This is a genomic window from Paenibacillus apiarius (assembly GCF_017052585.1).
Taxonomy (GTDB): Bacteria; Bacillota; Bacilli; order Paenibacillales; family Paenibacillaceae; genus Paenibacillus_B; species Paenibacillus_B apiarius.
This window is the reverse complement of record NZ_JAFFHZ010000002.1, coordinates 136,666-162,673: the sequence shown is the minus strand read 5'-3', so window position 1 is coordinate 162,673 and position 26,008 is coordinate 136,666. Positions and strand designations below refer to the sequence as shown.

Below are 26,008 nucleotides of genomic sequence, written 5' to 3'. Positions count from 1 at the left end.
GGGAAATACATGAATTTTGCCATTGCAGGCGAATGGAGAAGCCCATCTTTGAAATGGTTTGCTGTGGGATTGAAAAGAGAGTTGATAAATAATGGATACCAATATTGCGAGGAACCTGTAAATGATATCCGTTTTGTTTTAAACTTTGTGGACACCGATCATTTAAAACCTTTTCGCAGGAAAGCACAAGCTACATTTTCAGTAGCGGTTGCCGAAACACATGAACCTCCCCATGACATTTTGAGGTCAGCTTACCCCATACTCATTCGTACGCTTTCCAATCTTTTGATCTATATCATACATACTCCTGACGGACATTGTAACACGTATTTCATCACGCTTGAACAAGGTTGTTATTTGGTGCCGTATGAACAAGATAACGATGAATTGTTTTTTATGAAGGTGATGGAAAGATTAAATCCATTGGCATCCTCCCGGTTAGTCATTAATAATGAGTTCCACCACGATCTGCCTCCAGATTTATGGGATGGCGACGAGATAACAGCACAGATACACAGAGCAGGCAAACAATTGGATGCCCTGAACCTTTTGCCGGCTCCTTTTCCTTTGGAGGAACTCCTCTCGCCTCAAGATTTACGGCACGTAAAACGACTATACGGAATCGGTGGCTTGAGTTATGGCAATCTAAGCGCACGCAAAGATGACCGGCAATTCTGGATGAGTGCAAGCGGAGTAAACAAAGGGGACATGAGAATTATTGGGCGGGATATCCTATTGGTAATGGGCTACAATGCCGAACGAACGGCAATGCTTCTGAATGTGCCTGCGAACATCGAGCCTCACCGGGTATCCGTCGATGCCATTGAACACTGGATGATTTATATGCAGCATCCTGAAGTAGAGGCAATCGTCCATGTCCATGCTTGGATGGATGGAATTCCATCTACAGAAATCAACTTTCCTTGCGGCACGTGGGAATTGGCACAAGCCGTATCCGATTTGGTCAATCGATCGGAAGATCCGACAAGAGCCATTATCGGTTTAAAGAACCACGGTTTAACGATTACAGGTCCTAATCTTGATGACATTTTTCAACGCATAGAGGGGCGAATCATCCGGCAAGTCCCCATGACATAGGAACATTTTGATTTATCCTGATCCATGAGAACAAGCTTCTCGTGGTTTTTCTTTTCTCCCATTCTGAGCAATCAAAGACGGGAACTTAACCATTGAAAAATGGATTCAACCGCTTCATCCTTGCGATGTTCATTCAAAGGACAGTGTCCACCATCTGCGAATAAAACGGATTGTTTATCGCTTGAAGGAATGGCTTTCATAAATTGCTCTATATAATCGGAATCTGCTACAGAATCGTGTAAACCATACAGGCACAAAGTAGGTACATGAAATTGATTCACTTCAGTAAAAGCCCGGGCTTCGTGACGCAATAACTCCGTGATCCAACGCGGAGTGTACTGTATCGTGGCTGAAGGATTGCTCAAAAGTTCAGAGGTCCAACTCGGCAAATGCGCTTTTAACCAACGCAACTTTTTTAAGGATTCATTCCATCTGATTAATTCAAGCGGAAAGCTTGGAGTTAGTCTGGATAAAAGCTGAGCGCATTTTTGAAAAAAGTAGGGAATTCTGATATGTATTCCTAACGCAGGTGACGATAAGATGACCCCGGCTACTTTATCGGCTATCTTAGTGAAATGTTGAATATACCGAATGATGATGAGTCCGCCTAAACTATGGCCAAAGAGATAGATTGGGATTTTTGGAACTTAGTTTTTCAAAGTAGTCTATCAATTGATGCAGGTCGTCTAAGTAAGTTTGAAACCGATGAATATGACCGCGCTGACCATCCGATTGTCCGAACCCGCGAAGATCGGGAGCGGCAAAAGCAATCTGCCTTTTCATACTTTCCGTACCGATTTCACAGTATTGACCTGAATTCTCTCCTGCGCCATGGATAAAAATCAAGAGCCCTCTTGGATTAATCGGGCTCCAGAAGCGAAAATTCAATTTTAAATCACGTTCTTTCAAGCGAAACGTGCTAATCTTGAAATCGTTATACATGATTCCCTCCTAGTCTTCGTCATCAGGTTAGAAGTTCCATAATCTCGTTGAGGGTCTTAGAATTAGATCTCCCGCTAAAATAAGCGGCTGATTATGATCCCTAATCTTCTTGATGATAAAGTCGAGGAGACATTCATAACATGATTTCGGCATATTCAATAGGGAAGCGTGATAGCAACGCATTTCCATATTGCTTTTTCATTTACTTTGACGATGGTGTTGTCACTGATTCTCCAAAAGCGGGATTCCTATGCAAACGATTCGCTATTATAGTCAAGACTCTAACGCTAAACAGCAGTTAGAGTCTTGTTCATTACAGGTTGAGCCGAGGATAATTGAAGCTGATGAAGAGTGATTTCAGGACGGCTTCCCATTCGAATGTTTATCCCAGTTTGCCCTAAGCCTTCGCTAATATAAAATGGTTTTCCATGATAAACATGCAGCCCTTTCAACATATCCATTTTCACAAGCTTTCCCATGGCTGCCAGATGGTACGGTTTAGGCCAATGAATTTGTCCGCCATGAAAATGACCGGCAAGCAAATAATCAAATTTGAACGGTTTCATTTCCAGAACAATGTTCGGATCATGGGTGAGGACCAAGTTATATCCTTGTGTCAACCCATTGTACGAAGCGGATAAATCACTTCGGTGTGTACTGAAATCATCGATTCCAATAATATTGATCCGTATTCCGTCAATCATAAATGTATCATGTTCATTTTGCAGCGTTTTGCATCCGTGCTTTTCCAACGTCTTTTTTAACATCGCGAAATTTCTGTCATTCAACACATAATCATGGTTCCCGAATATAGCGTAAATCCCGTATTTCGAGTTCAGCTTTTTGAACATTTGGAGGTAAGGAACCAATTTCGGAATACTGCGTTTCCGATCCAAAAAGTCTCCTGTCAAGGCGATCAAATCAATATTCTCTTTTTTCAGTTTTTCATAAAGCTGTTCCGGAGAAATCGATATATGTTCCATATGCATATCGGAGATATGCAGCACATTCAAAAGCCGTTCAGACGGACGGTTATTGAGTTCGACACGTACTTTGTTAACCACGACATGCTGTGTGTTTCGGTACCCCTTATAAGAAAAGATACCGAGCAGAAGCAATAAGGTGCCAAGATAGATATATACCATCTAAATCAATCCCCCTCTCTTCAATAAGTATAAAGAAAGAGATGCAGGAGTTGTTAGCGGTAATTACTGGAGCCCTCAAAGGTAGAATTCCTTTCAACAACCGTACATTATAATGACGAATTTTTACCAGCAAATAGGTAACATAATAACTCACTTATGATTTCGAGGAGAATTTCAAATAATTACTTGCTTATATAATTACCTGCTTATATAATGAATTCGAACAGGGAGGTGTTAACCTTGAATAACGTGAGCATTGAAGTCATGTCCGATCATTTTAAGCTGCTTGGTGACCGTACCCGATTAAACATCGTATCCATCCTTTATCATCAGGAAATGTGCGTGTGCCAGCTCGTGGAAATACTGGATATGACACAGCCGAATATTAGCCAACATCTGAGAAAATTAAAAGATGCAGGACTGGTTCGCGAGGAGCGCAGGGGCCAATGGAATTTTTATTCGTTGCAGCTTGAAGATAAGCCTCATTTGCATGATGTGCTGAAATACCTGCCAGCCTTGGAAGATGGCCTCAAGCAGAAAATGAATGCGTTGATTTGTGAATAAGGGGAGAGATTCGCATGAGCCAAGGAACGACGAAGAGGTTATCTTTTCTGGATCGGTATCTGACCCTATGGATATTTAGCGCCATGGCGCTGGGAATCCTGTTGGGATACTTGGTACCCGGGTTCTCGGAAGGATTGTCAGGAATGCAAGTCGGCACGACTTCCATTCCCATTGCCATCGGATTAATCGTGATGATGTATCCGCCACTTGCTAAAGTGAAATATGAGAAGCTCGGGAGAGTATTTAAAGATTGGAAGGTACTCCTGCTTTCATTGGTTCAGAACTGGATTATCGGGCCTTTCCTCATGTTTCTACTGGCTATCCTATTCTTGAGCGATATGCCGGAATATATGATAGGTCTCATCATGATGGGGCTGGCGCGATGTATCGCCATGGTCATCGTGTGGAGCGATCTGGCCAAGGGTGATCCGGAGTATACCGCCGGTCTTGTCGCTTTTAACTCCATTTTTCAGATTTTGTTCTATTCCGTGTTTGCTTACATCTTTATCACCGTCTTGCCTGGATGGTTCGGGGTTCAAGGTGCGGAAGTGAATGTATCGATGGGACAGATTGCCGAAAGTGTATTCATCTACTTAGGCATTCCATTTGCAGCTGGCCTGTTGACCCGTATCATCGGTATAAAGCTGAAGGGGACGGAATGGTATGAACAAGTGTTCATTCCTAAAATCAGCCCCCTGACGCTTGTCGCATTGCTGTTCACGATCGTGCTCATGTTCTCACTCAAAGCGGACCTGATCGTTTCCTTGCCGCTGGATGTGGTGCGTATCGCGATCCCGTTGCTTATCTACTTTGTCATCATGTTTTTGTTTTCGTTCTTCATGTCTATCCGAACCGGGACCTCCTATCCAATCTGTTGTTCTTTGTCCTTCACGGCCGCAAGCAATAACTTTGAGCTGGCCATCGCGGTTGCCATTGGGGTATTCGGCATCGATTCCGGAGCAGCCTTTGCCGCCGTTATCGGACCTCTCGTTGAAGTGCCCGTGTTGATTGGACTGGTTAATGTCGCCTACTGGTTTAAGAGAAAATATTTCGATAAGCAAACATTCACACATAAATAGAAAATCGAAGGAGAGACATCATCATGGACAAAAAAATAGTTTACTTCCTATGTACGGGCAACTCATGCCGGAGCCAAATCGCGGATGGGTGGTTGAAAGCTTTGGGCGGCGACCGCTATGAAGTGAAGAGCGCGGGTCTGGAAGCGCACGGGCTTAATCCGCGAGCCGTTCAAGTGATGGAGGAGGCAGGGGTCGATATTTCACGGCATACATCGGATGTCATTGACCCCGTACTGCTGAACCGTGCAGATTATGTCATTACACTCTGTGGCCATGCGGATGAGCATTGTCCCGTCATTTTGAACAAGGATGCAGTAAAGTGGCATTGGGGCTTTACCGACCCGGCCAAGGCAACCGGCACCGAAGAAGAGATTATGGCGGAGTTCCGCCAGGTTCGAGATGAGATCAAGGCTCGCATTGGACAATTTTTGCAGGAAGGCAAATAGCAATGGGAGAGGCCAGCGTAAATGAAAATGTAAACTTGAACAGAGAAGCGCCACGTCATGTATATCAAAGAACTGGAAATGACCGTGTCTATCAAATAAAACCTCCTGCAATTAAATAATGGCATTAATAATTATCCCCATTAAATAAACGGAGGCGTTTAAAATGCGCTGCTGCTTACGTAATGGGGCTTTTTCACGTTCCTGTAAAAACGGGTATATATGACATATTTATGACAAAATCAAGCTTAATATGACGGAAATTTAAGATATTATACTAATTTACAGTAAATGATATTGTTAAATACAACCAATGCTACTATAATACGGGGTGGTAATAATTAACTTATAAGGATGTCTTTTAAATGCCTTAAAATACTTCGCTTTATTGCATATAAGGGGGGAAGTATCTTTATCTGGATGATTTGACGAATAATATTCATCTATTTCCGCCAACCATTTGGCTTTTCTACACCTGTGCCAGATAACCCTTGACCTGGCCACACACCTGTGATGACCCCAAGAAACGCTAACCTGCCCTTTATGAACCGCATTCAAGCCACCTACGCTTACACACAATAGTACGGGATATGCCCAATTATAATCAAACATAATTTTTATACGGAGATGTTTATTAACTCATCCAGAAGAGCATTCAATTAGCTGTGAACCTAGACAGTTTACGAATATTTCTAATAGGGGGGAGTCCAAGTGAACGCGAATCCGAACATACTATTTCCATTGACGCAGGCGCAGCGAAGAATATGGTATATGGAAATGATGCATCCGAATACCACCGTCTCTACCGTTGCAGGAACTTTAGTCATTCGAGGCGAGGTAGACCTAACTACGCTGAAACAGTCTATCTATCAAGTAATTACGGAACATGATGCTTTCCGAATCAGAATCATGACTCAAGACAATCAACCCATGCAGCGGCTCGAGCCCGAATCGGCGGCTATCATCCCGGAAGTCGATTATATGGAATGGGATGACCATTTGGAAGCTAAAGACTGGTTGCATCGTTTCAATCAAATTCCAATCAGTATTTTTGATGATAAATTATATCATTTCGCAGTATTTAACGTTAACAATCAAGAATATTGGATTAACTTAAAAATTAACCATATTATAGCTGATGGCGTAACTTCACATCTTATTGGCAATAAAATCGTGCAAACCTATATGGAGCTTACAAATGGAACGTTCTCGGCCAAAGACAAGAAGAACTCTTATCTCGATTACATTTATGCGGAGCAGGAATATGAAAAGTCCGATCGCTATCAGAAAGATAAGGCATATTGGCTGGAAAAGTTCAAAACCATGCCCGAGACGACGGGAATTAAACCGTATCCTCCATACTCCATAAGCACCGAGGCGAAAAGAGCGTACGTAGCCCTCACCGGCGAGCGTTACGAACAGCTGAAGGTCTTCAGCGAGCAACACAACATTAGCCTGTTCACACTATTTTTGGCAACGGTCTACATGTTTTTATATAAAACGACCGGAAATTTGGATATTGCTGTGGGGACGGCATACGCGAACCGGACATCAAGGCAAGAAAAAGAAATGTTGGGCATGTTTGTAAGCACAGTCGCGACTCGATTGTCGCTTGATCCCAACCAAGATCTGATTTCCATCCTACATAATGTCTCCAAAGAGCAAAAGACGAATTTGCGTCATCAGAAATATCCGTACAACCAGCTTATTTTGGATTTGAGAAAGGAGCATAAGCACAGCGATATTCAAGATCTCTATGGCGTGTCTGTGGACTATATGCCGATTCGTTGGTCCAGCTATGGACAGCTCAGCATTCAGCAGCGGAGCAGTTTTTGCGGTCACGAAGTCGATGACTTCGCGGTTCATGTCGAAGATATGCTGGACGATCAACAGCTTGTCATCAATGTCGATTATCAGATCCAATTGTTCGAAGATCATGAAATCACTCGAATTATCGAGCAGATGCTTACCATTGTCAATAGAATTCTGCATAATCCGCACCAGACGCTGCACGAGCTGTCCATGTTGAACAACGAAGAAGCGCATCAAATATTGAGCCAATTCAACGATACGGCTGCAGAGTTCCCCAAGGACAAGACCGTGCACGAATTGTTCGAGGAACAGGCGGCGCGCATCCCTAATCATGTTGCGGCTGTGTATGAAGACAAGCAGCTGACATATCGGGAATTGAACGAACGGGCCAATCGTTTGGCGCGGACATTGAGAGCCCAAGGCGTGCTGCCGGAGCAATTGGTGGGCATCATGGCAGACCGCTCGCTGGAGATGATCGTGGGAATTCTCGCTGTCTTGAAAGCCGGAGGAGCTTACGTGCCGATCGATCCGGAATATCCGGAGGACCGCATCCGCTATATGCTGGATGATTCGAACGCTCGAGTGCTGTTGACCCAGCGTCACCTGCAGGCGAGGGTCGCGTTCGCCGGCACATGGGTGATTCTAGATGATAACTCGTTCTATGACGAGGACGGCGCCAACCTTGAATCGCACAATGCTCCGTCTGATCTGAGCTATGTCATCTACACATCGGGGACGACCGGGAAGCCGAAAGGGGTCATGATCGAGCATAGACAGCTGGTGGCCATGGCAAGCGCTTGGAAATCCCGGTATCAGTTGCATGAGACGGGCATTCGCTGGTTGCAGTGGGCAAGCTTCTCGTTCGACGTGTTCACGGGAGACATGGCACGAACGCTCCTGCATGGCGGAGAGCTTATTCTATGTCCCGGTCACGCGCGTGCGAACCCGGAAGCCATCTGCGAGTTGATTCGCAAGCACGGCATCCAGATGTTCGAGTCGACGCCGGCCCTCGTTGTCCCGTTGATGGAATATATATACGACAACAATATGGACATTCGCAGTCTGCAGCTGTTAATCGTCGGCTCGGATTACTGTCCGGCCGAAGAATTCCAGAAGCTGATGGATCGATTCGGAGCGCAGATGCGCATCCTGAACAGCTATGGCGTAACCGAAGCGTGCGTCGACGCCAGTTATTTCGAACAGACGGATTCCGCTGAGCTTCGAACGCTGCCGATAGGCAAGCCATTGCCGGCCGTATCCATGATGATTCTGGACGGCAACCGCTCGTTGCAGCCGATCGGGATAACGGGAGAACTATATATCGGCGGGGCTTGCGTGGGACGCGGATACTTGAATCGGCCAAACTTGACGGTTGAGAAGTTCGTTGACAATCCGTACGCGCCAGGCGAGATGATGTACCGCACGGGCGACTTGGCCCGGTGGCTGCCGGATGGCAATATCGAATACTTGGGGCGGATCGATCATCAGGTGAAGATTCGCGGCTACCGGATCGAGATAGGCGAAATTGAAGCTCAATTGCTCAGGGCGGATTCCGTTCGAGAGGCAGTCGTCGCCGCACGGGAGGACGGAAGCGGACAGAAGGTGCTGTGCGCATACTATGTGGCGGACCGCGAGCTTACAGTGAACGAACTAAGGGGAACGATGGCAGAAGAACTGCCGGGATACATGATACCGTCGTATTTCATGCAGCTGGAACGGATGCCATTGACGCCGAACGGCAAGGTAGATCGCAAGGGGCTGCCTGCTCCGGAAGGAAGCGCGCATACCGGGGCGGAATATGTTGCGCCGAGTACCGTGGCGGAGAAGACTTTGGCTGACGTATGGCAGGCTGTATTGGGGATAGAGCGGATCGGGGCAAGGGAGCATTTCTTTGAGCTTGGCGGCGATTCCATCAAGTCGATTCAAGTGTCTTCCCGTTTGCGCCAGGCTGGGTACAAAATGGAAATTCGGGATTTGTTCCAATACCCGACCATTGCGGAGTTGAGCCTGCATATCCAGCCAGCCGGCAGAATCGCCGACCAGGGCGAAGTGGCCGGGGAAGCGGAGCTGACCCCGATCCAACGCTGGTTCTTCGGACAACGGTTCGCCGATCCGCACCACTATAACCAATCGATCATGTTGTACCGCAAGGAAGGCTTCAACGAGGCCGCGATTCGCAAGGCGCTGGAGAAGATCGCGGAGCATCACGATGCGCTGCGGATGGTATTCCGCAAGACCGAGTCCGGATACACCGCTTGGAACAGGGGAATCGGAGAAGGCGAGCTATACATGTTGCACGTGGCGGACTTCCGTAACGAACCGGCTTGCGAACCGCTCATTGCAGCGCAAGCGAACGAGATTCAAAGCGGGATCGACCTCGAGACGGGACCATTGGTGCGGGCAGGATTATTCCAATGCCCGGACGGGGATCATTTGCTGCTCGTCATTCACCATGCCGTCATTGACGGCGTCTCTTGGCGGATTTTACTGGAAGATATCGCGATTGGTTACGAGCAGGCGCTGAACGATGAGGAGATACGTCTCCCAAGCAAAACAGATGCCTACCGCACTTGGGCCGGGCGGCTGGCCGCTTATGCGGACAGTCCGGCCATAATCGATGAACGGGCTTATTGGCAGCGCATAGCGCAGACGGAAGCTAATCCTCTGCCTAAGGACTACGAAGCGGACTGTTCCTTGCAGAAGGACAGTGAGTCGGTCATCGTCCAATGGAGCCGGGAGGACACGGAGCAGCTGTTGAAGCACGTACACAAGGCATACAACACGGAAATGAACGACATTCTGATGACAGCGCTGGGGACGGCCGTGCAGAAGTGGAGCGGCTGCCGCCGGGTGCTGGTCAATCTGGAAGGGCACGGCAGGGAAGACATTATTTCTGATATCGACATCTCGCGCACGGTAGGCTGGTTTACGAGCGAGTATCCGGTGCTGCTCGAGATCGAGCCGGACAAGAGCTTGTCCTCCCTGATCAAAAAGGTGAAAGAGGACCTGCGCCAAGTCCCGAACAAGGGGATAGGATACGGGATCTGCCGGTATATGTCCGGGCTTGCGCATGAAGCGTCGTGGGGGGCCGGTCCGGATATCAGCTTCAACTACCTGGGCCAGTTCGATCAGGATTTGCAAAACAACGGCATGGAATTATCTCCATATCCGAGCGGTGCGGACACGAGCGGCAATCAAGCGCGCCAATACGCGCTGGACATTAACGGCATGATTATGGATGGCTCGTTAGTCCTCGAGCTGAGCTATGGCGGCAAGGAATATCGGAGAGACACGATCGAGGAACTGGCTGGGATGCTGCAAGAGAGCTTGAGCGAAATCATCGCGCACTGCATGGCGAAGGAGCGGCCGGAATTAACTCCGAGCGATGTCTTGCTGCAGGGACTGAGTGCCCAGGATCTGGAGCGGATTGCGGAACAGACGCGGCACATCGGGGACATTGAAAATATTTACAAGCTGACGCCGATGCAGAAAGGGATGTGGTTCCACAGCGCCCTGGATCGGCAAGCAGGCGCATATTTCGAACAAACGCGCTTTACCCTGCAGGGGGCGCTCGATGTGGAAGCCTTCGCCAAGAGCTGGAACGCATTGGCAGGGCGGCATGCGGTGCTGCGCTCCAATTTCTATAGCGGCTGGCAGGGCGAACCAGTGCAAATCGTATACCGCGACAAGGAGATCGGGTTCGCGTTTGAAGATGTGAGCGCTCTGGAACCGGCTGAGCAGAGAGCGCATATCGAGAACGCCGTGAATGAGGACCGGCGGCGCGGATTCGACTTGGAGCGGGACGAGCTGATGCGTGTGCTCGTGCTTCGTACGGCCCCGGAGAGCCATTACGTGCTCTGGAGTTCTCATCATATTCTGATGGACGGCTGGTGCTTGCCGCTGGTTGCCAAGGAAGTGTTCGATACGTATTCCGCCCGCGTGCGGCATCAGCCTCTCGAACGGACAACGGTGCCTGCGTACAGTCAATATATCGAATGGTTGGAACAGCAAGATCAAGCAGCGGCATCGGCCTATTGGTCGGAGTATTTGGCCGGATACGACCAGCACACGATTCTGCCGCAAGGGAATAATCAAGGACAAAGCGAAGCATACGCGGCGGAGCATATCGATTGCGCATTGGGCAAGAGCTTGAGCCTGCGGATTAACGACGCGGCTAGACGGAATCAGGTGACCCTGAATACGCTCCTGCAAGCGTCATGGGGCGTCATGCTGCAGAAGTATAACGGAACCGGCGACGTCGTCTTCGGCGGCGTCGTATCGGGGAGACCGGCGGACATGCCGGGTGTTGAAGAGATGATCGGCTTGTTCATCAACACGATACCCGTTCGCGTTACCGCCGATGCGGGGGAGAGCTTTGCCGATGTCATGCTCAGACTGCAGGAGGAGGCGCTGGCATCCGCCAAGCACGATCACTATCCGTTGTATGAGATTCAGGCGCAGAGCGCGCAAAAGCAGGAACTGATCAATCATATCGTCGTATTCGAGAACTACCCGATGGAAGAGCAAATCGAGCAATTGCAAAGCCTTGACGGCAAAGGGCTGAAATTGAAGGACGTCAAGGTAACGGAGCAGACGAACTATGACTTCAACTTGGTCATCATGCCAGGTGACGAAATCGTGATTCGTCTGGATTATAACGGAATCGTATTTGACAGGGCGGGCATGGAGCGGTTGAAAGGCCATTTCGTGAACATGCTGGAACAAATCGCGGCTGACCCGCAAATATCGGTGGCAGAACTCGAGCTGGCGACAGCGGCGGAGAAAGCGCAGATTATGGACGTGTTCAACGCTACCGCTGTCGAATACCCGCGGGAGAAGACGATACACCAATTGTTCGAGGAACAGGAGAATCGAACTCCGGACGCGGTAGCAGTGTTATTGGAAGACAAGCGGTTGACCTATGCGGAATTGAACGCTGCTGCCAATCGAATTGCGTGTCTTTTGCGGGAACGGGGGGTGGCACGAGGAACATTGGTCGGCATTTGCGCGGAGAGATCCTTGGACATGGTCATTGGATTGCTCGGAATTCTCAAATCCGGCGGGGCATATGTTCCGATCGATCCTTCGTACCCTCAAGAACGCATGAACGCCATGCTGGAAGATACGGCAATAAGCGTGCTGCTAACGCAGGCGCATCTGCAGGCAAGCTTGCCTGCCCTGACGGACAACAACATCGATTATGTTCTGCTTGATGAGGCAGCAGAGATGGCGCGGGACGGCAGCTGGCCGAACGTGTCGGCTGCGGCGGCTGCGGACGATGTGGCCTACATCATTTATACGTCCGGCTCGACGGGAATTCCGAAAGGAGTGTGCGTCACGCATCGAGGGGTGGTACGGCTCACGGCCGCCGCCAATTATGTCGACATCGGCAGCAAGGACGTTTTTCTGCAAGGTTCGACGATATCATTCGATGCGGCGACGTTCGAGATCTGGGGCAGCTTGTTGAACGGAGCTGCATTGGCCCTGTTGCCATCAGGCAATGTTTCGCTGGCCGAATGGGCGCAGGCCATTGAGCGGCACCAGGTGACGATCCTCTGGTTGACCGCAGGACTGTTCCAAGTCATGGTCGAGAATCAGCTCCAAGCTTTGCAAGGAGTTCGGCAATTGCTTGTGGGAGGAGACGTCGTCTCCAAGACGCATGCCAAAAAGGTTCTGGAGCGGTATAACGGAATTCGCCTAATCAATGGATATGGACCAACCGAGAATACAACCTTTACTTGCTGCCATGAAATTTCTGCAGCGGATGTGGAGCGTCCATCCATACCGATTGGTCGTCCAATCGGCAATACGCAAGCATACGTGCTGGATGCAGCGGGCAAGCTGCTGCCAGCAGGGGTGGTCGGCGAGCTGTACACAGGCGGAGACGGACTGGCCCAAGGGTACTGGAACCGTCCGGAACTGACCGCAGAGAAGTTCGTGGACAGTCCAATAGCGCCTGCATCACGGCTTTACCGCACAGGCGACTTGGCGAGATGGCTGCCGGATGGAACGATCGAGTACGTGGGACGAATCGATGATCAAGTCAAAATCCGCGGTTACCGGATTGAGATTGGCGAGGTGGAAGCGCATCTGCTGAAGGTGGAATCGGTTCTGAACGCGGTCGTGATCGCGCGGAAGGACGACAGCGGCCAGAAGGCGCTGTGCGCGTACTATGCAGCGGATAAAGAGCTTACGGCAAGCGAGTTGAGAGCGTCCTTGTCGCAAGAGCTGCCGGGGTACATGATCCCAACGCATTTTGTGCAGGTGGAGCGGATGCCGCTGACGCCGAACGGAAAGATCGATCGCAAGGCGCTCCCGGAACCGGAAGGACACATGAACACCGGACTGGAACATGTAGCGCCGCGGACGCCGCTGGAAGCCAAGCTGGCTCAAATATGGCAAGAAGTGCTCGGCGTTGACAAGGTAAGCGTAAAGGACAGCTTCTTCGACCTTGGCGGACACTCTCTTCGCGCAACGACGCTGGTTAGCAAGCTTCACCAAGAGATGAACGTCAGCCTGCCGCTGCGCGAGGTATTCCGCTTCCCTACGATCGAAGAGCTTGCTCAAGTGATTGGCGGGATGGAGCAAGAGATATACAGCGCGATCCCTCGGGTCGCCGAGAGAGAATACTATCCGGTGTCTTCCGCCCAGAAACGGCTCTATATTTTGCAGCAGTTGGAGGGAGCGGAACAGACCTACAACATGCCGGGCGTGATGACGCTCGCGGGAGCCCTTGATCGGGAGCGGCTCGAAACGGCGTTCCGCCAGCTGATTGCGCGGCATGAGACGCTGCGCACCGGCTTCGAAATGGTGAACGGCGAACCTGTGCAGCGGGTATACGAAGAAATGGATTTTGCGGTGGAGTATGCGCAGGCCAGCGAAGAAGCGGCTGATGAAGCAGTTCGCGGTTTCATCCGCGCGTTTGATTTGCAGAAGCCTCCGCTCTTGCGAATCGGTCTGGTCAAGCTTGCGGAGCAGCGCCATCTTCTGCTGTTCGACATGCACCATATCATATCCGACGGGGCCTCGATCGGGATTCTGATCGAAGAGTTCGTCCGGTTGTATGACGGAGAGGAGCTCTCGCCTTTACGCATTCAATACAAGGATTATGCGGCTTGGCTGCTGTCCGAAGCGCAGCAGGAACGCTCGAAGCGGCAGGAAGCGTACTGGCTGGATGCGCTGCGCGGTGAGCTGCCGGTCTTGGAAATGCCGACAGACTATGCGCGGCCGCTATTCCGGAGCTATGAAGGCAATACGCTCGAATTCGCGATTCAGCAGCGCGAGGCCAAGCGCCTCAAGCAATTGGCTGCCGAGTCTGGGGCTACATTGTATATGGTGCTGCTGGCGCTATATAAGACCATGCTGCATAAATACACAGGGCAAGAAGACATCATCGTGGGCATGCCAATTGCAGGCAGAACGCATGGAGATGTGCAGCCGCTCATCGGGATGTTCGTCAATACGTTGGCTATTCGCAACTATCCTGCCGGGGAGAAGACGTTTTTGTCCTTCTTGGAGGAAGTCAAAGACACAACGATGCGGGCGTACGAGCATCAGGATTATCCATTCGAGCTATTGGTGGAAAATGTGCGGGTGCCGCGGGACGCAAGCCGCAATCCGTTGTTCGATACGGTCTTCGTCCTGCAGAATACGGAGCAGGGAACGTTCGATATCGATGGGCTGCAGCTGTTGCCGCACCCGGCAGCACATCCAATCGCGAAGTTCGACCTGACCTTCCATATCGAAGAAAAAGAGGACGGGCTTGCATGCAGCATTGAATACGCGACTGCCTTGTTCCAGCGGGAAACGGTCGCACGCATGGCACAGCATTTCGGCCAGTTGGCCGCTGCCGTCGCTGTCGAACCGTCGGCCCGGTTGGACAGGCTGGAGATGTTGACGGCTGAAGAGAAGCTTCAGCTGGTGGAGCGGTTCAATGATACGGCTGCGGACTACCCGCGGGAGAAGACGATCCACCGGTTGTTCGAAGAACAAGCGGAGCGGACGCCGGATGCAGTGGCTGTAAGTTGCGAAAATGTTCAGTTGACCTATCGGGAATTGAACGAACGGGCCAATCGTTTGGCGCATACGCTGCGGGAAAAAGATGTGCAAGCAGACAGCTTGGTTGGCATTATGACCGAGCGTTCTCCGGAAATGATAGTCGGCATTCTGGCTATTCTAAAAGCCGGCGGGGCTTATGTGCCAATTGATCCGGAATATCCGGAAGAGCGGATTCGCTACATGCTGGAGGATTCCGGAGCGCAGGTGCTGCTCCTTCAGCATCATTTGCGGGACAGAGCAGGCTTTGAAGGGACAGCCGTCATGCTTGACGACGAGCAATCCTTCGCTGAAGACCGTTCGAATCCGGGGACGAACAACACGCCGTCCGATCTGGCTTATGTCATCTATACTTCAGGAACGACCGGCAAGCCGAAAGGAACCTTGATCGAGCATAAAAATGTCGTACGGTTATTGTTCAACAGCAGAAATCTGTTCGACTTCAATTCAGCCGATACATGGACGCTGTTCCATTCTTTCTGCTTCGACTTCTCGGTCTGGGAGATGTACGGAGCGCTGTTATACGGAGGCAGATTGGTAGTCGTTCCGCAGCTGACGGCCAAGAATCCGGCGCAGTTCCTGCAGCTGCTTCATGAGCAGCAAGTGACCATATTGAATCAGACACCGACTTATTTTTATCAGCTGCTGCGGGAAGCTCTCACAGAGCCCGGACAAGAGTTGAAAGTGAGAAAAGTCATATTCGGAGGAGAAGCGTTAAATCCGCAGCTGCTCAAAGATTGGAAAACGAAATATCCGCATACCCAGTTGATCAATATGTATGGAATAACCGAAACGACGGTCCATGTCACTTATAAAGAAATTACTCACGTGGAAATCGAACAAGCGAAGAGCAATATCGGGCGCCCGATCCCAACATTGAAAATTTATGTGCTGGATGCGAATCGCCAATGCGTGCCTGTGGGCGTTGCCGGAGAAATGTACGTAGCGGGCGATGGCTTGGCGCGCGGCTATTTGCACCGTCCGGAACTGACGGCTGACAAGTTCGTGGATAGTCCTTTCGAGCCGGGCGGACGAATGTACAGAACGGGTGATTTGGCGCGCTGGCTGCCGGACGGCAATATCGAATATTTGGGACGTATCGATCATCAGGTGAAAATTCGCGGTTACCGGATCGAGCTCGGCGAAGTGGAAGCCCAATTGACGAAGGCGGCGCCTGTACGGGAGGCCATTGTCATCGCGCGGGAAGACGGACGCGGGGAGAAGCAGCTATGCGCGTACTTCGTAGCCGCCCGGGAACTCACGGTGGGCGAATTGAGGCAAGAGCTGTCGCAGGAACTGCCGGCCTATATGATTCCGGCCTATTTCGTGCAGTTGGAGCGGATGCCGCTGACGCCTAATGGCAAAATCGACCGCAAAGCCCTGCCGGCTCCAGAGGACAGCGTCAATACCGGAACGGAATATATAGCGCCGCGGACCCCATTGGAGGCCGACTTGGCGCGTATCTGGCAAGATGTGCTTGGACTGGAACGCATCGGAGTGAAAGATAATTTCTTCGAGCTTGGCGGACATTCCTTGCGTGCAACTGCACTGGTGAACACCGTGCACCAGGAGATGCAGGTTAATCTTCCGTTGCGGGACGTCTTCCGCTTCGCGACGATTGAGGAGATGGCCGCCGCGATTGCCGAGAAGGAGCAGCGCCAGTATATGTCCATACCGGCGGTTGAAGCAAGAGAGTATTACCCGGTATCCTCCGCGCAGAAGAGGCTGTATATTCTCCATCAGATCGAAGGGGCGGAGCAGGGCTACAATATGCCGGGCGTATTGCTCCTTGAAGGAATGCTCGACCGCGAGAAGCTCGAACAAGCGTTCCGCGGGCTTGTAGCTCGCCATGAAACATTGCGCACCGGCTTTGAAATGGTGAATGGCGAGCCGGTGCAGCGAATAGATGAGAAAGTGGATTTTACGGTGGAATATCGGCAGGCGGAAGAGGAAGAAGTCGAGGCGATCGTACGGGACTTCGTCCGCACGTTCGATTTGGCGAAGCCGCCGCTGCTGCGAATCGGACTGCTTGAGCTGGCCAAGGAACGTCATGTGCTCTTGTATGATATGCATCACATCATTTCCGACGGCGTCTCGATGGGGATTGTGGTGGAAGAGTTCGTCCGTTTGTACGCCGGAGCAGAATTAGCGCCGCTTCGCATCCAATACAAGGATTATGCCGCATGGCAGCTCTCCGAAGCGCAGCAGGATTGGATGAAGAGGCAGGAAGGATATTGGCTGGACGCGCTTCGCGGAGAACTTCCGGTATTGGAAATGCCGACGGACTATGTGCGTCCTGCCGTGCAACAGTATGCTGGCAGCACGCTTGCTTTCGGCATCGATCCGCATATGAGCGAAGGATTGCGCCGGATTGCCGCCGACACTGGGACAACGCTGTATATGGTGCTGCTCGCGGCCTATACCATCCTGCTTCATAAGTATACGGGCCAAGAGGATGTCATCGTGGGCACGCCGATTGCCGGCAGAACCCACGGGGATCTGCAGCCGCTCATCGGGATGTTCGTCAATACGCTGGCCATCCGCAATTATCCGGCAGGAGACAAAACATTCCTGTCCTATCTGGCGGAAGTAAAGGAAACGACCTTGGGAGCCTATGAACACCAGAACTATCCGTTTGAAGAACTGGTGCAGCAATTGCGGGTCGAAAGAGATTTAAGCCGCAATCCGTTGTTCGACACCATGTTCGCCTTGAATAATACGGAACCCGGGAATTTCCCGCTCGAAGGACTGCGGTTAACGCCGTATCCGAGCGAGTACACGATGTCCAAATTCGATCTGAGCTTGGATGTGTCGGAAAAGAATGACGGGCTGGAATGCAGTCTCGAATATGCGACTGCCTTGTATAAGACGGACACGGCAGAACGTATGGCACAGCACTTCCAACAGTTAATCCATTCCATTGTAAACCAGCCGGAGGCTAAGCTGGCTTCGCTCGGCATGCTCACGGAAGTGGAGAAGGATCAGATTCAACATGTGTTCAACGGAGCGGAGGCAGGGCAATCGCAGGAGAAAACGGTGTCTCAATTGTTCGAGGAGCAAGTGGAGCGCACGCCGGATCGGATTGCGGTCGTACACGAGGACAAGCAGCTGACGTACCGGGAGCTGAACGAACGGGCGAATCGGCTGGCGCGCACGCTGCGGGCAGAGGGAGTGGAGCCTGAGCAACTGGTCGGCATCATGGCCGATCGCTCGCTGGAGATGATCGTGGGCATTATGGCCATCTTGAAATCCGGCGGAGCCTATGTGCCAATCGACCCGAAATATCCGGAGGATCGCATTCGCTATATGCTGGACGATTCGCACGCGCAGGTGCTGCTGGCCCAGCGTCATTTGCAAGCAAGCGCAGCGTTTGCCGGGACATGGGTGATTCTGGACGAAGAAGCGTTCTATCATGAAGACGGCACCAACTTGAAGCCGCTCAATGAGCCGGCGCATTTATCGTATGTCATCTACACATCAGGAACGACGGGCAATCCGAAAGGCGTCATGATCGAGCACAGACAACTGGTGGCCATGGCCGACGCCTGGAAACGCGAATATCGCCTGGAGGAGGAAGGTATCCGCTGGCTGCAGTGGGCCAGCTTCTCGTTTGACGTGTTCTCGGGGGATATGGTCCGCACGCTGCTGTATGGTGGAGAGCTTATTCTGTGTCCGGAGGAGGCGCGGGCGAACCCGGCGGCGATCACGGAGTTGATTCGCAAGCATCAGATACAGATGTTTGAATCGACACCGGCCCTCGTCATCCCGTTCATGGATTATGTGTACGACAACGACTTGGACATCAGCAGCCTGAAGATGTTAATCGTGGGTTCGGACCATTGCCCGGCGGCAGAATTCCATAAGCTGACCGAGCGCTGCGGTTCACACATGCGAATACTGAATAGCTATGGCGTGACTGAAGCTTGCGTCGATGCTTGCTACTATGAACGGACAACGCCGGATGCGTTGCGGACGTTGCCGATTGGCAAACCCCTTCCGGCTGTAACGATGTATATTTTGGATGATAACCGCTCGCTGCAGCCTATCGGTCTCACGGGTGAATTATATATCGGCGGAGCCGGCGTCGGCCGCGGCTATCTGAATCGGCCGGACTTGACCGCCGAGAAATTCGTAGACGATCCGTTCAAGCCGGGAGCGCGGATGTACCGGACGGGCGACTTGGCCCGCTGGCTGCCGGACGGCAACATCGAATATGCGGGCCGGATCGACCATCAAGTGAAGATTCGAGGGTATCGCATTGAGATTGGCGAAGTGGAATCTAAGCTGCTGGCAGCGGCAGGCGTCCGCGAAGCGGCCGTCGTTGCGCGGGAGGATGGAAGCGGACATAAGGTGTTGTGCGCATACTTCGTTGCAGACAGCGCTCTAACGGCAGGCGAGCTGAGAGCATCGATGGCCCAACAATTGCCGGACTATATGATTCCTGCGCATTTTGTGCAATTGGAGCGCATGCCGTTGACTCCGAACGGCAAAGTTGATCGCAAGGGACTGCCGGCTCCAGAAGGAAATGCGTATACCGGAGCAGAGTATGTCGCGCCGCGAACCGAGGCAGAGAAGACACTGGCAGCCGTGTGGCAGGTTGTATTGGGTGCGAAGCAGGTTGGATTGATGGATCACTTCTTCGAACTGGGCGGCGATTCCATCAAATCGATTCAAGTGTCTTCCCGGCTGCATCAGGCCGGTTACAAGCTGGAGATACGCGACATGTTTAAATATCCGACTATCGCGGAGCTCAGTCCGCATCTTCAGCCGATTGGCAGGAAAGCCAACCAAGGCGCAGTGACAGGCGAGGCGGCGCTGACGCCGATTCAACACTGGTTCTTCGGGCAGCGGTTCGCCGACCCGCATCACTATAACCAATCGATCATGCTGTACCGGAAGGAAGGCTTCGACGAAGCGGCGATTCGCAAGACGCTGGAGAAGATCGCCGAGCATCACGATGCGCTGCGGATGGTATTCCGCAAGACGGAGCACGGGTATGCAGCCTGGAACAGAGGGATCGGAGAAGGCGAGCTCTATAGCCTCGACGTGGCGGACTTCACGGATGATCCGGCGTGCTACAAGGCAATCGAAACGAAGGCGAACGAGATACAGAGCAGTATTGATTTGCAAGCTGGTCCGCTGCTCAGAGCGGGGTTATTCACTTGCGCGCATGGGCATCATTTGTTAATCATCATTCACCATGCCGTTATCGACGGAGTCTCATGGCGGATCTTGCTGGAGGATATCGCGGCAGGTTACGAGCAGGCGCTAAATGGAGAAGCGATCCGTCTGCCGGCGAAGACGGACTCCTATCTAACCTGGTCCGAGCAGCTGAGAGGATACGCGCAGAGTCCGGCCATGGAGCAGGAACGAGCGTATTGGCAGCGTATCGCGCATTCGAACACGAAGCCGCTGCCGAAAGATCGGACAGCAAGTGTTTCTTTGCAGCGGGATAGCGAATCTGTCACCGTCCAATGGAGCCGGGAGGATACGGAACAACTGCTGAAGCACGTCCACCGGGCATACAACACCGACATGAACGACATTCTGTTGACGGCGCTTGGAATGGCCATCCAGCAATGGAGCGGCCGTGATCGCATGCTGGTGAATCTGGAAGGACACGGCCGCGAGTCCATCATAGAGGACGTCGATATCTCACGCACGGTCGGCTGGTTTACGAGCGAGTATCCGGTGCTGCTTGAGATAGAGCCGGACAAGAGCTTGTCCCATCGCGTCAAAAAGGTGAAGGAGGACTTGCGCCAAATTCCTCACAAGGGGATCGGGTATGGCATCTGCCGATATCTGTCTGGAACAATGGACGACGCGGCGTGGGGCTCAGCACCCGAGATCAGCTTCAACTACTTGGGGCAGTTCGATCAAGATCTGAACAGCAACGGGATGGAGATGTCCCCGTATTCGAGCGGCACGGATACAAGCGGCAAGCAAGTGCGCCAATACGCATTGGACATCAACGGAGGCATTTCGGACGGATCGTTGTCCTTTGACCTGAGCTACAGCCGGAAGGAATACCGCAGGGAGACGATGGAGGAGCTGGCCGGGCGCCTGCATGAGAGCTTGCAGGAGATTATTGCGCACTGCGCGGCGAAAGAGCGCACGGAACTGACGCCGAGCGATGTGCTGTTGCAGGGATTGAGTGTCGAGGAATTGGAGCTGATTGTGGAGCAAACGCGGCACGTCGGCGAGATCGAAAATATATATGCGTTGACGCCGATGCAAAAGGGCATGTGGTTCCACAACGCTATCGATCAACAGGCGGGCGCTTATTTCGAGCAAACCCGATTCACCATACAGGGAGTACTCGATGTGGATGTCTTCGCCATGAGTTTGAACGTATTGGCTAAGCGCCATGCGGTACTCCGGACGAACTTCTATAGCGGATGGAACGGCGAACCACTGCAAATTGTGTACCGGGACAAGCGGATTGCATTCGTCTATGAAGATCTAAGCCATCTGCCAGCAGCCGAGCAGACTGCACATATCGAGCACGCCGCAAGGGAAGATAAGCTGAAGGGATTTGATTTGGAGCGGGATGCGTTGGTGCGGGTAGCGCTGATGCGCACGGGAGCAGCCAGCTGCCGCGTGCTCTGGAGCTCTCACCACATTCTGATGGATGGCTGGTGCTTACCGCAGCTGACGCAAGAGCTGTTCGACACATATAGCGCCTACATGAAACAGCATCACGATGAACAGGCACTGCCAGCGTACACTCAGTCGTCCTATAGCCAGTATATCGAGTGGTTGGAGCAGCAGGACGAGGAGGCAGCAGCTGGGTATTGGAGCGAATACTTAGCAGGGTACGACCAACAGACGGTGCTGCCGCAAGGGAAGACGCAAGGGCGAGACGAAGCTTACGTGCTGGAGCATATCGTGTGCGAACTGGGCAAGACCTTGACAGGACGGATGAGCCAACTGGCCAAGCAGCATTCAGTGACGCTGAATACATTGCTGCAGGCGGCCTGGGGCATCATTCTGCAGAAATACAACGGCACGGACGATGTGGTGTTCGGCGGGGTCGTTTCGGGCAGACCGGCAGCAATTCCGGGAATTGAAACGATGATCGGGCTGTTCATCAACACGATTCCGGTGCGCGTCGCTTGCGCGGCGGAGACGAGCTTTACTCAGGTGATGAGACGGCTGCAGGAGCAGGCATTGGACTCTGGCCGATACGATTATTATCCGTTGTATGAGATACAAGCGCAGTGTGCGCAAAAGCAGGAGTTAATATCCCATATTATGGTGTTCGAGAACTATCCGGTGGATGAGCAGATGGAGCAAACCGGAAGCAAGGACAGTGGAACGCTGAGCATCACGGACGTCGAAGTGGCAGAACAAACGAACTATGATTTCAATCTAATGGTCGTGCCGGGCGAAGAACTCGTCGTTCGTTTCGACTTCAACGGAAGCGTGTTCGACAGAGCGAGCATCGAGCGGTTGAAGGGGCATCTGGTGCATGTGCTTGAGCAAATTACGGCCAACCCGCAAATATCGGTGGGAGAACTGGAGCTCGCGACTGCAGCGGAGAAAGCGCAAATTGTAGATGTATTCAACGATACGGCAGCGGACTATCCGCGGGAGAAGACGATCCATCAGATGTTCGAAGAACAGGTTGAACGAACTCCAGATGCGGTGGCGGTCATGTTCGAGCAGGAACAGCTGACGTACCGGGAACTGAACGAGTGTGTGAACCGCTTGGCCCGGACGCTGCGAGCGCAAGGAGTTGAGCCGGATCAGCGTGTCGGCATTATGGCCGAGCGTTCGCTCGAGATGATGGTCGGCATCATGGCGATTTTGAAGGCTGGCGGGGCTTACGTGCCGATTGCTCCGGATTTTCCAGAGGAGCGCATTCACTACATGCTGGAAGATTCGGGAGCGCAGGTGCTCTTGCTGCAAGACCGCTCAAGAGAGAGCGTGTCCTTTGCAGGCCGCATCGTCAATCTGGACGATGCGAGCTCCTATGCCGAAGATGGATCGAATCTGGAATGGGTCAACCAGGCCAGCGATGCCGCTTATGTCATCTATACGTCGGGGACGACGGGCAAACCGAAGGGGGTTCTGGTCGAGCACGGTTCTGTCATCAACCGCTTGCTGTGGATGCAGAAGCAATATCCGATCACCGCCAACGATACGATTATGCAGAAGACGGCAATCACATTTGACGTCTCCGTCTGGGAGTTGTTCTGGTGGGCCTTCGTCGGTTCCAAAGTGTGCCTGCTGCCGGTCGGAGGGGAGAAGAACCCGGCCGTCATTCTGGATACGATCGCGCAGCAGCATATCAGCACGATGCATTTTGTGCCGTCCATGCTGCATGCCTTCCTCGAATATGTCGAGGAGCAGCCTATTGCGGAACGGGAGCGCAGCTTAGCGGCACTCTCGCGGGTATTCGCAAGCGGCGAGGCGCTGACCCTCTCGCAAGTTGAGAGATTCGAGCGTTGCATTGCGCCGGCGAGTGGAGCGCGCCTGATCAATCTGTACGGGCCGACGGAAGCGACCGTAGACGTGACGTACTATGATTGTGAGGCTGGGCAGCCATATACGAGCGTGCCGATTGGAAAGCCGATTGACAATACGCAAATTTATATCGTCAATCGTCAAGATCAACTGCAGCCGATTGGCGTAGCCGGAGAGTTATGCATCGCGGGTGTGGGCTTGGCGCGAGGCTACTTGAAGCGGCCGGAGCTGACGGCCGAGAAATTCGTGACGATTCCGTTCAAGCCGGGAGCGCGGATGTACCGGACAGGCGACTTAGCCCGCTGGATGCCGGACGGCAGCATCGAATATTTAGGCCGGATCGACCATCAGGTGAAAATCCGTGGGTATCGCATCGAGCTCGGCGAGATCGAGGCCCAACTGGTGCAAGTGGCAGCCATACGGGAAGCGGTCGTCGTCGCAAGGGAAGATGAGAGCGGGCAGAAGGCATTATGCGCCTACTTCGCCGCGGATAGCGAATTGCAGGTAAGCGAGCTGAGATCAGCGTTGGCTGTAGAATTGCCGGGCTACATGATTCCATCGTACTTCGTGCAGCTGGAGCGACTGCCGTTGTCACCGAACGGGAAGCTCGACCGGAAGGCGCTTCCGGCTCCGGGAGGAAGCATGCGCAGCGGCAAGGAACATGTTGCGCCGCGCTCGCTGCTGGAAGTGAAGCTGGTGCGAATCTGGCAAGATGTGCTCGGACTGGAACATGTCAGCGTGAAGGACGACTTCTTCGAACTCGGGGGACATTCCTTGCGCGCCACTACCTTGGTTAGCAAGCTGAATAAAGAACTGAACATCAATCTGCCTTTGAGAGACGTGTTCCGCTATTCGATTCTCGAAGACATGGCACTCGCTATCGACAGAATGGAACAACGGGAGTTCCAGGCCATTCCGCAGGCCGAAGCAAGCGAGTATTATCCGCTGTCTTCCGCACAGAAGCGGTTGTACATCTTGCAGCAGCTGGAAGGGGCCGAACTAAGCTACAACATGCCGGGAGCGATGTCGCTCAGAGGGCAACTGGACCGGAATCGATTCGAGGCAGCGTTCCGCGGATTAATCGCGCGTCATGAAGTGTTCCGCACCAGCTTCGAGATGGTGGACGGCGAGCCGATGCAGCGCGTGCATCGGGATGCGGCATTTGCGGTGGAGTATATGCAGGCAAGCGAAGAAGAGGTTGAAGCAATCGCGGGTCAATTCATCCGGACCTTTGATTTGGAGCAGCCTTCCTTGCTTCGTGTAGGTCTGATTGAATTGGACCGGATACATCATATTCTGTTGTTTGACATGCATCACATCATCTCCGATGGAGTCTCTATGGGCATATTGGTGGAGGAATTTGCCCGCTTGTATAGCGGAGAAGAGCTGCCGCCGCTGCGCATCCAATACAAGGACTATGCCGCATGGCAGCAATCAGAGGTGCAGAGTGAACGGATAAAACAACAGGAAGCCTACTGGCTTGACGCCTTGGATGGCGAGCTTCCGCAGTTGGAATTGCCAACCGATTTTGCGAGACCGGCTCATAAGAGCCATGAAGGAGACACTCTTGATTTTGTATTGGATTCGCACTTGAGCGAGGGGCTGCAGCGGCTCGCCGAGCATACCGGGACGACGATGTACATGGTGTTATTGGCAGCCTATACGATTTTGCTGCATAAATACTCGGATCAAGAAGATATCATCGTGGGCACTCCAATTGCGGGAAGAACGCATGCGGATGTGGAGCCGCTCATCGGGATGTTCGTTAACTCGCTTGCGTTGCGCAGCTATCCGTGCGGGGAGAAGTCATTCCTCTCCTATCTGGAGGAGGTTAAGGAAATGACCTTGGCGGCTTACGAGAATCAGGATTATCCGTTTGCGGAGCTTGTGGAGCGCGTGCAGGCCGTTTGGAGCCTAAGCAGAAATCCGCTGTTTGACACCATGTTCGTCTTGCAAAATACAGAAAACCGGAGCGTTCGCTTCGATGAGCTGACCGTAGAACCGTATACGCAACATCACTACGCCGCCAAATTCGATCTGACGCTTGAGATTGCGCTGGAAGACGGTGTAATGAGCGGGCAATTTGAATATTGTACCCGATTGTTTACAACAAACATGATCGATAACTTTGCCGAGGATCTAATGTCCATCATGGCTCAGATCTGTGAGCAGCCTGCTATCCGTATAGGTGACATTCACTTGCACGGCAATGCAGAGGAAGAGGAGGAGGCGTCCTTAGCAGAAGAAATCGATTTTGTATTCTAACCTTCTGTTCACCGGTTGCGAGTGTGCGCTATTGCGATAGAGATCGTTGTTGCAACCTTCTCGGTCCTAAACAGTGATCTTTTGAACACGCACTTCTGGCAATAGCACACACTCCGGTGGATAGGAGCAGCAATAG

8 protein-coding genes are annotated in these 26,008 nt (G+C 52.2%); 5 read left to right on the top strand and 3 right to left on the bottom strand.

Going from position 1 to position 26,008, the window contains the following annotated elements:
- The first annotated feature begins 9 nt into the window (after positions 1-9).
- A complete protein-coding gene (locus tag JSQ80_RS26760) occupies positions 10-1,098 on the top strand; it encodes a class II aldolase/adducin family protein (RefSeq protein WP_206097853.1) in 1,089 nt (362 codons plus the stop codon).
- Between the two features lie 71 nt (positions 1,099-1,169).
- Here the strand turns inward: JSQ80_RS26760 and JSQ80_RS30145 are convergent, their stop codons facing one another.
- From JSQ80_RS30145 to JSQ80_RS26745, 3 genes are all read right to left on the bottom strand, one after another.
- Positions 1,170-1,682 (bottom strand): serine aminopeptidase domain-containing protein, encoded by a 513-nt coding sequence (locus JSQ80_RS30145; protein ID WP_418888914.1) that lies wholly within the window; start codon positions 1,680-1,682, stop codon positions 1,170-1,172.
- Between the two features lie 28 nt (positions 1,683-1,710).
- Positions 1,711-2,040: an alpha/beta fold hydrolase gene (locus tag JSQ80_RS26750; RefSeq protein WP_206097852.1), complete on the bottom strand. Its 330-nt coding sequence runs from the start codon at positions 2,038-2,040 to the stop codon at positions 1,711-1,713.
- A 287-nt stretch (positions 2,041-2,327) separates the two neighbouring features.
- On the bottom strand, positions 2,328-3,185 hold the full coding sequence (locus JSQ80_RS26745) for a metallophosphoesterase (RefSeq protein ID WP_206097851.1): 858 nt from the start codon (positions 3,183-3,185) through the stop codon (positions 2,328-2,330).
- 264 nt (positions 3,186-3,449) lie between these two features.
- On the opposite strand from JSQ80_RS26745, the gene JSQ80_RS26740 reads away from it, so the two are divergent.
- From JSQ80_RS26740 to JSQ80_RS26725, 4 genes are all read left to right on the top strand, one after another.
- Positions 3,450-3,749: an ArsR/SmtB family transcription factor gene (locus tag JSQ80_RS26740; RefSeq protein WP_087433796.1), complete on the top strand. Its 300-nt coding sequence runs from the start codon at positions 3,450-3,452 to the stop codon at positions 3,747-3,749.
- Positions 3,750-3,763: 14 nt separating this feature from the next.
- A complete protein-coding gene (arsB, locus tag JSQ80_RS26735) occupies positions 3,764-4,828 on the top strand; it encodes an ACR3 family arsenite efflux transporter (RefSeq protein ID WP_087433793.1) in 1,065 nt (354 codons plus the stop codon).
- 23 nt (positions 4,829-4,851) lie between these two features.
- Positions 4,852-5,274, top strand: coding sequence for an arsenate reductase (thioredoxin) (gene arsC / locus JSQ80_RS26730; RefSeq protein WP_087433794.1), 423 nt, complete (start codon positions 4,852-4,854; stop codon positions 5,272-5,274).
- Between the two features lie 708 nt (positions 5,275-5,982).
- The gene (locus JSQ80_RS26725; protein WP_206097850.1) at positions 5,983-25,872 is read left to right on the top strand and encodes a non-ribosomal peptide synthase/polyketide synthase; all 19,890 of its coding nucleotides are present in this window, start codon (positions 5,983-5,985) and stop codon (positions 25,870-25,872) included.
- Positions 25,873-26,008 lie beyond the last annotated feature (136 nt).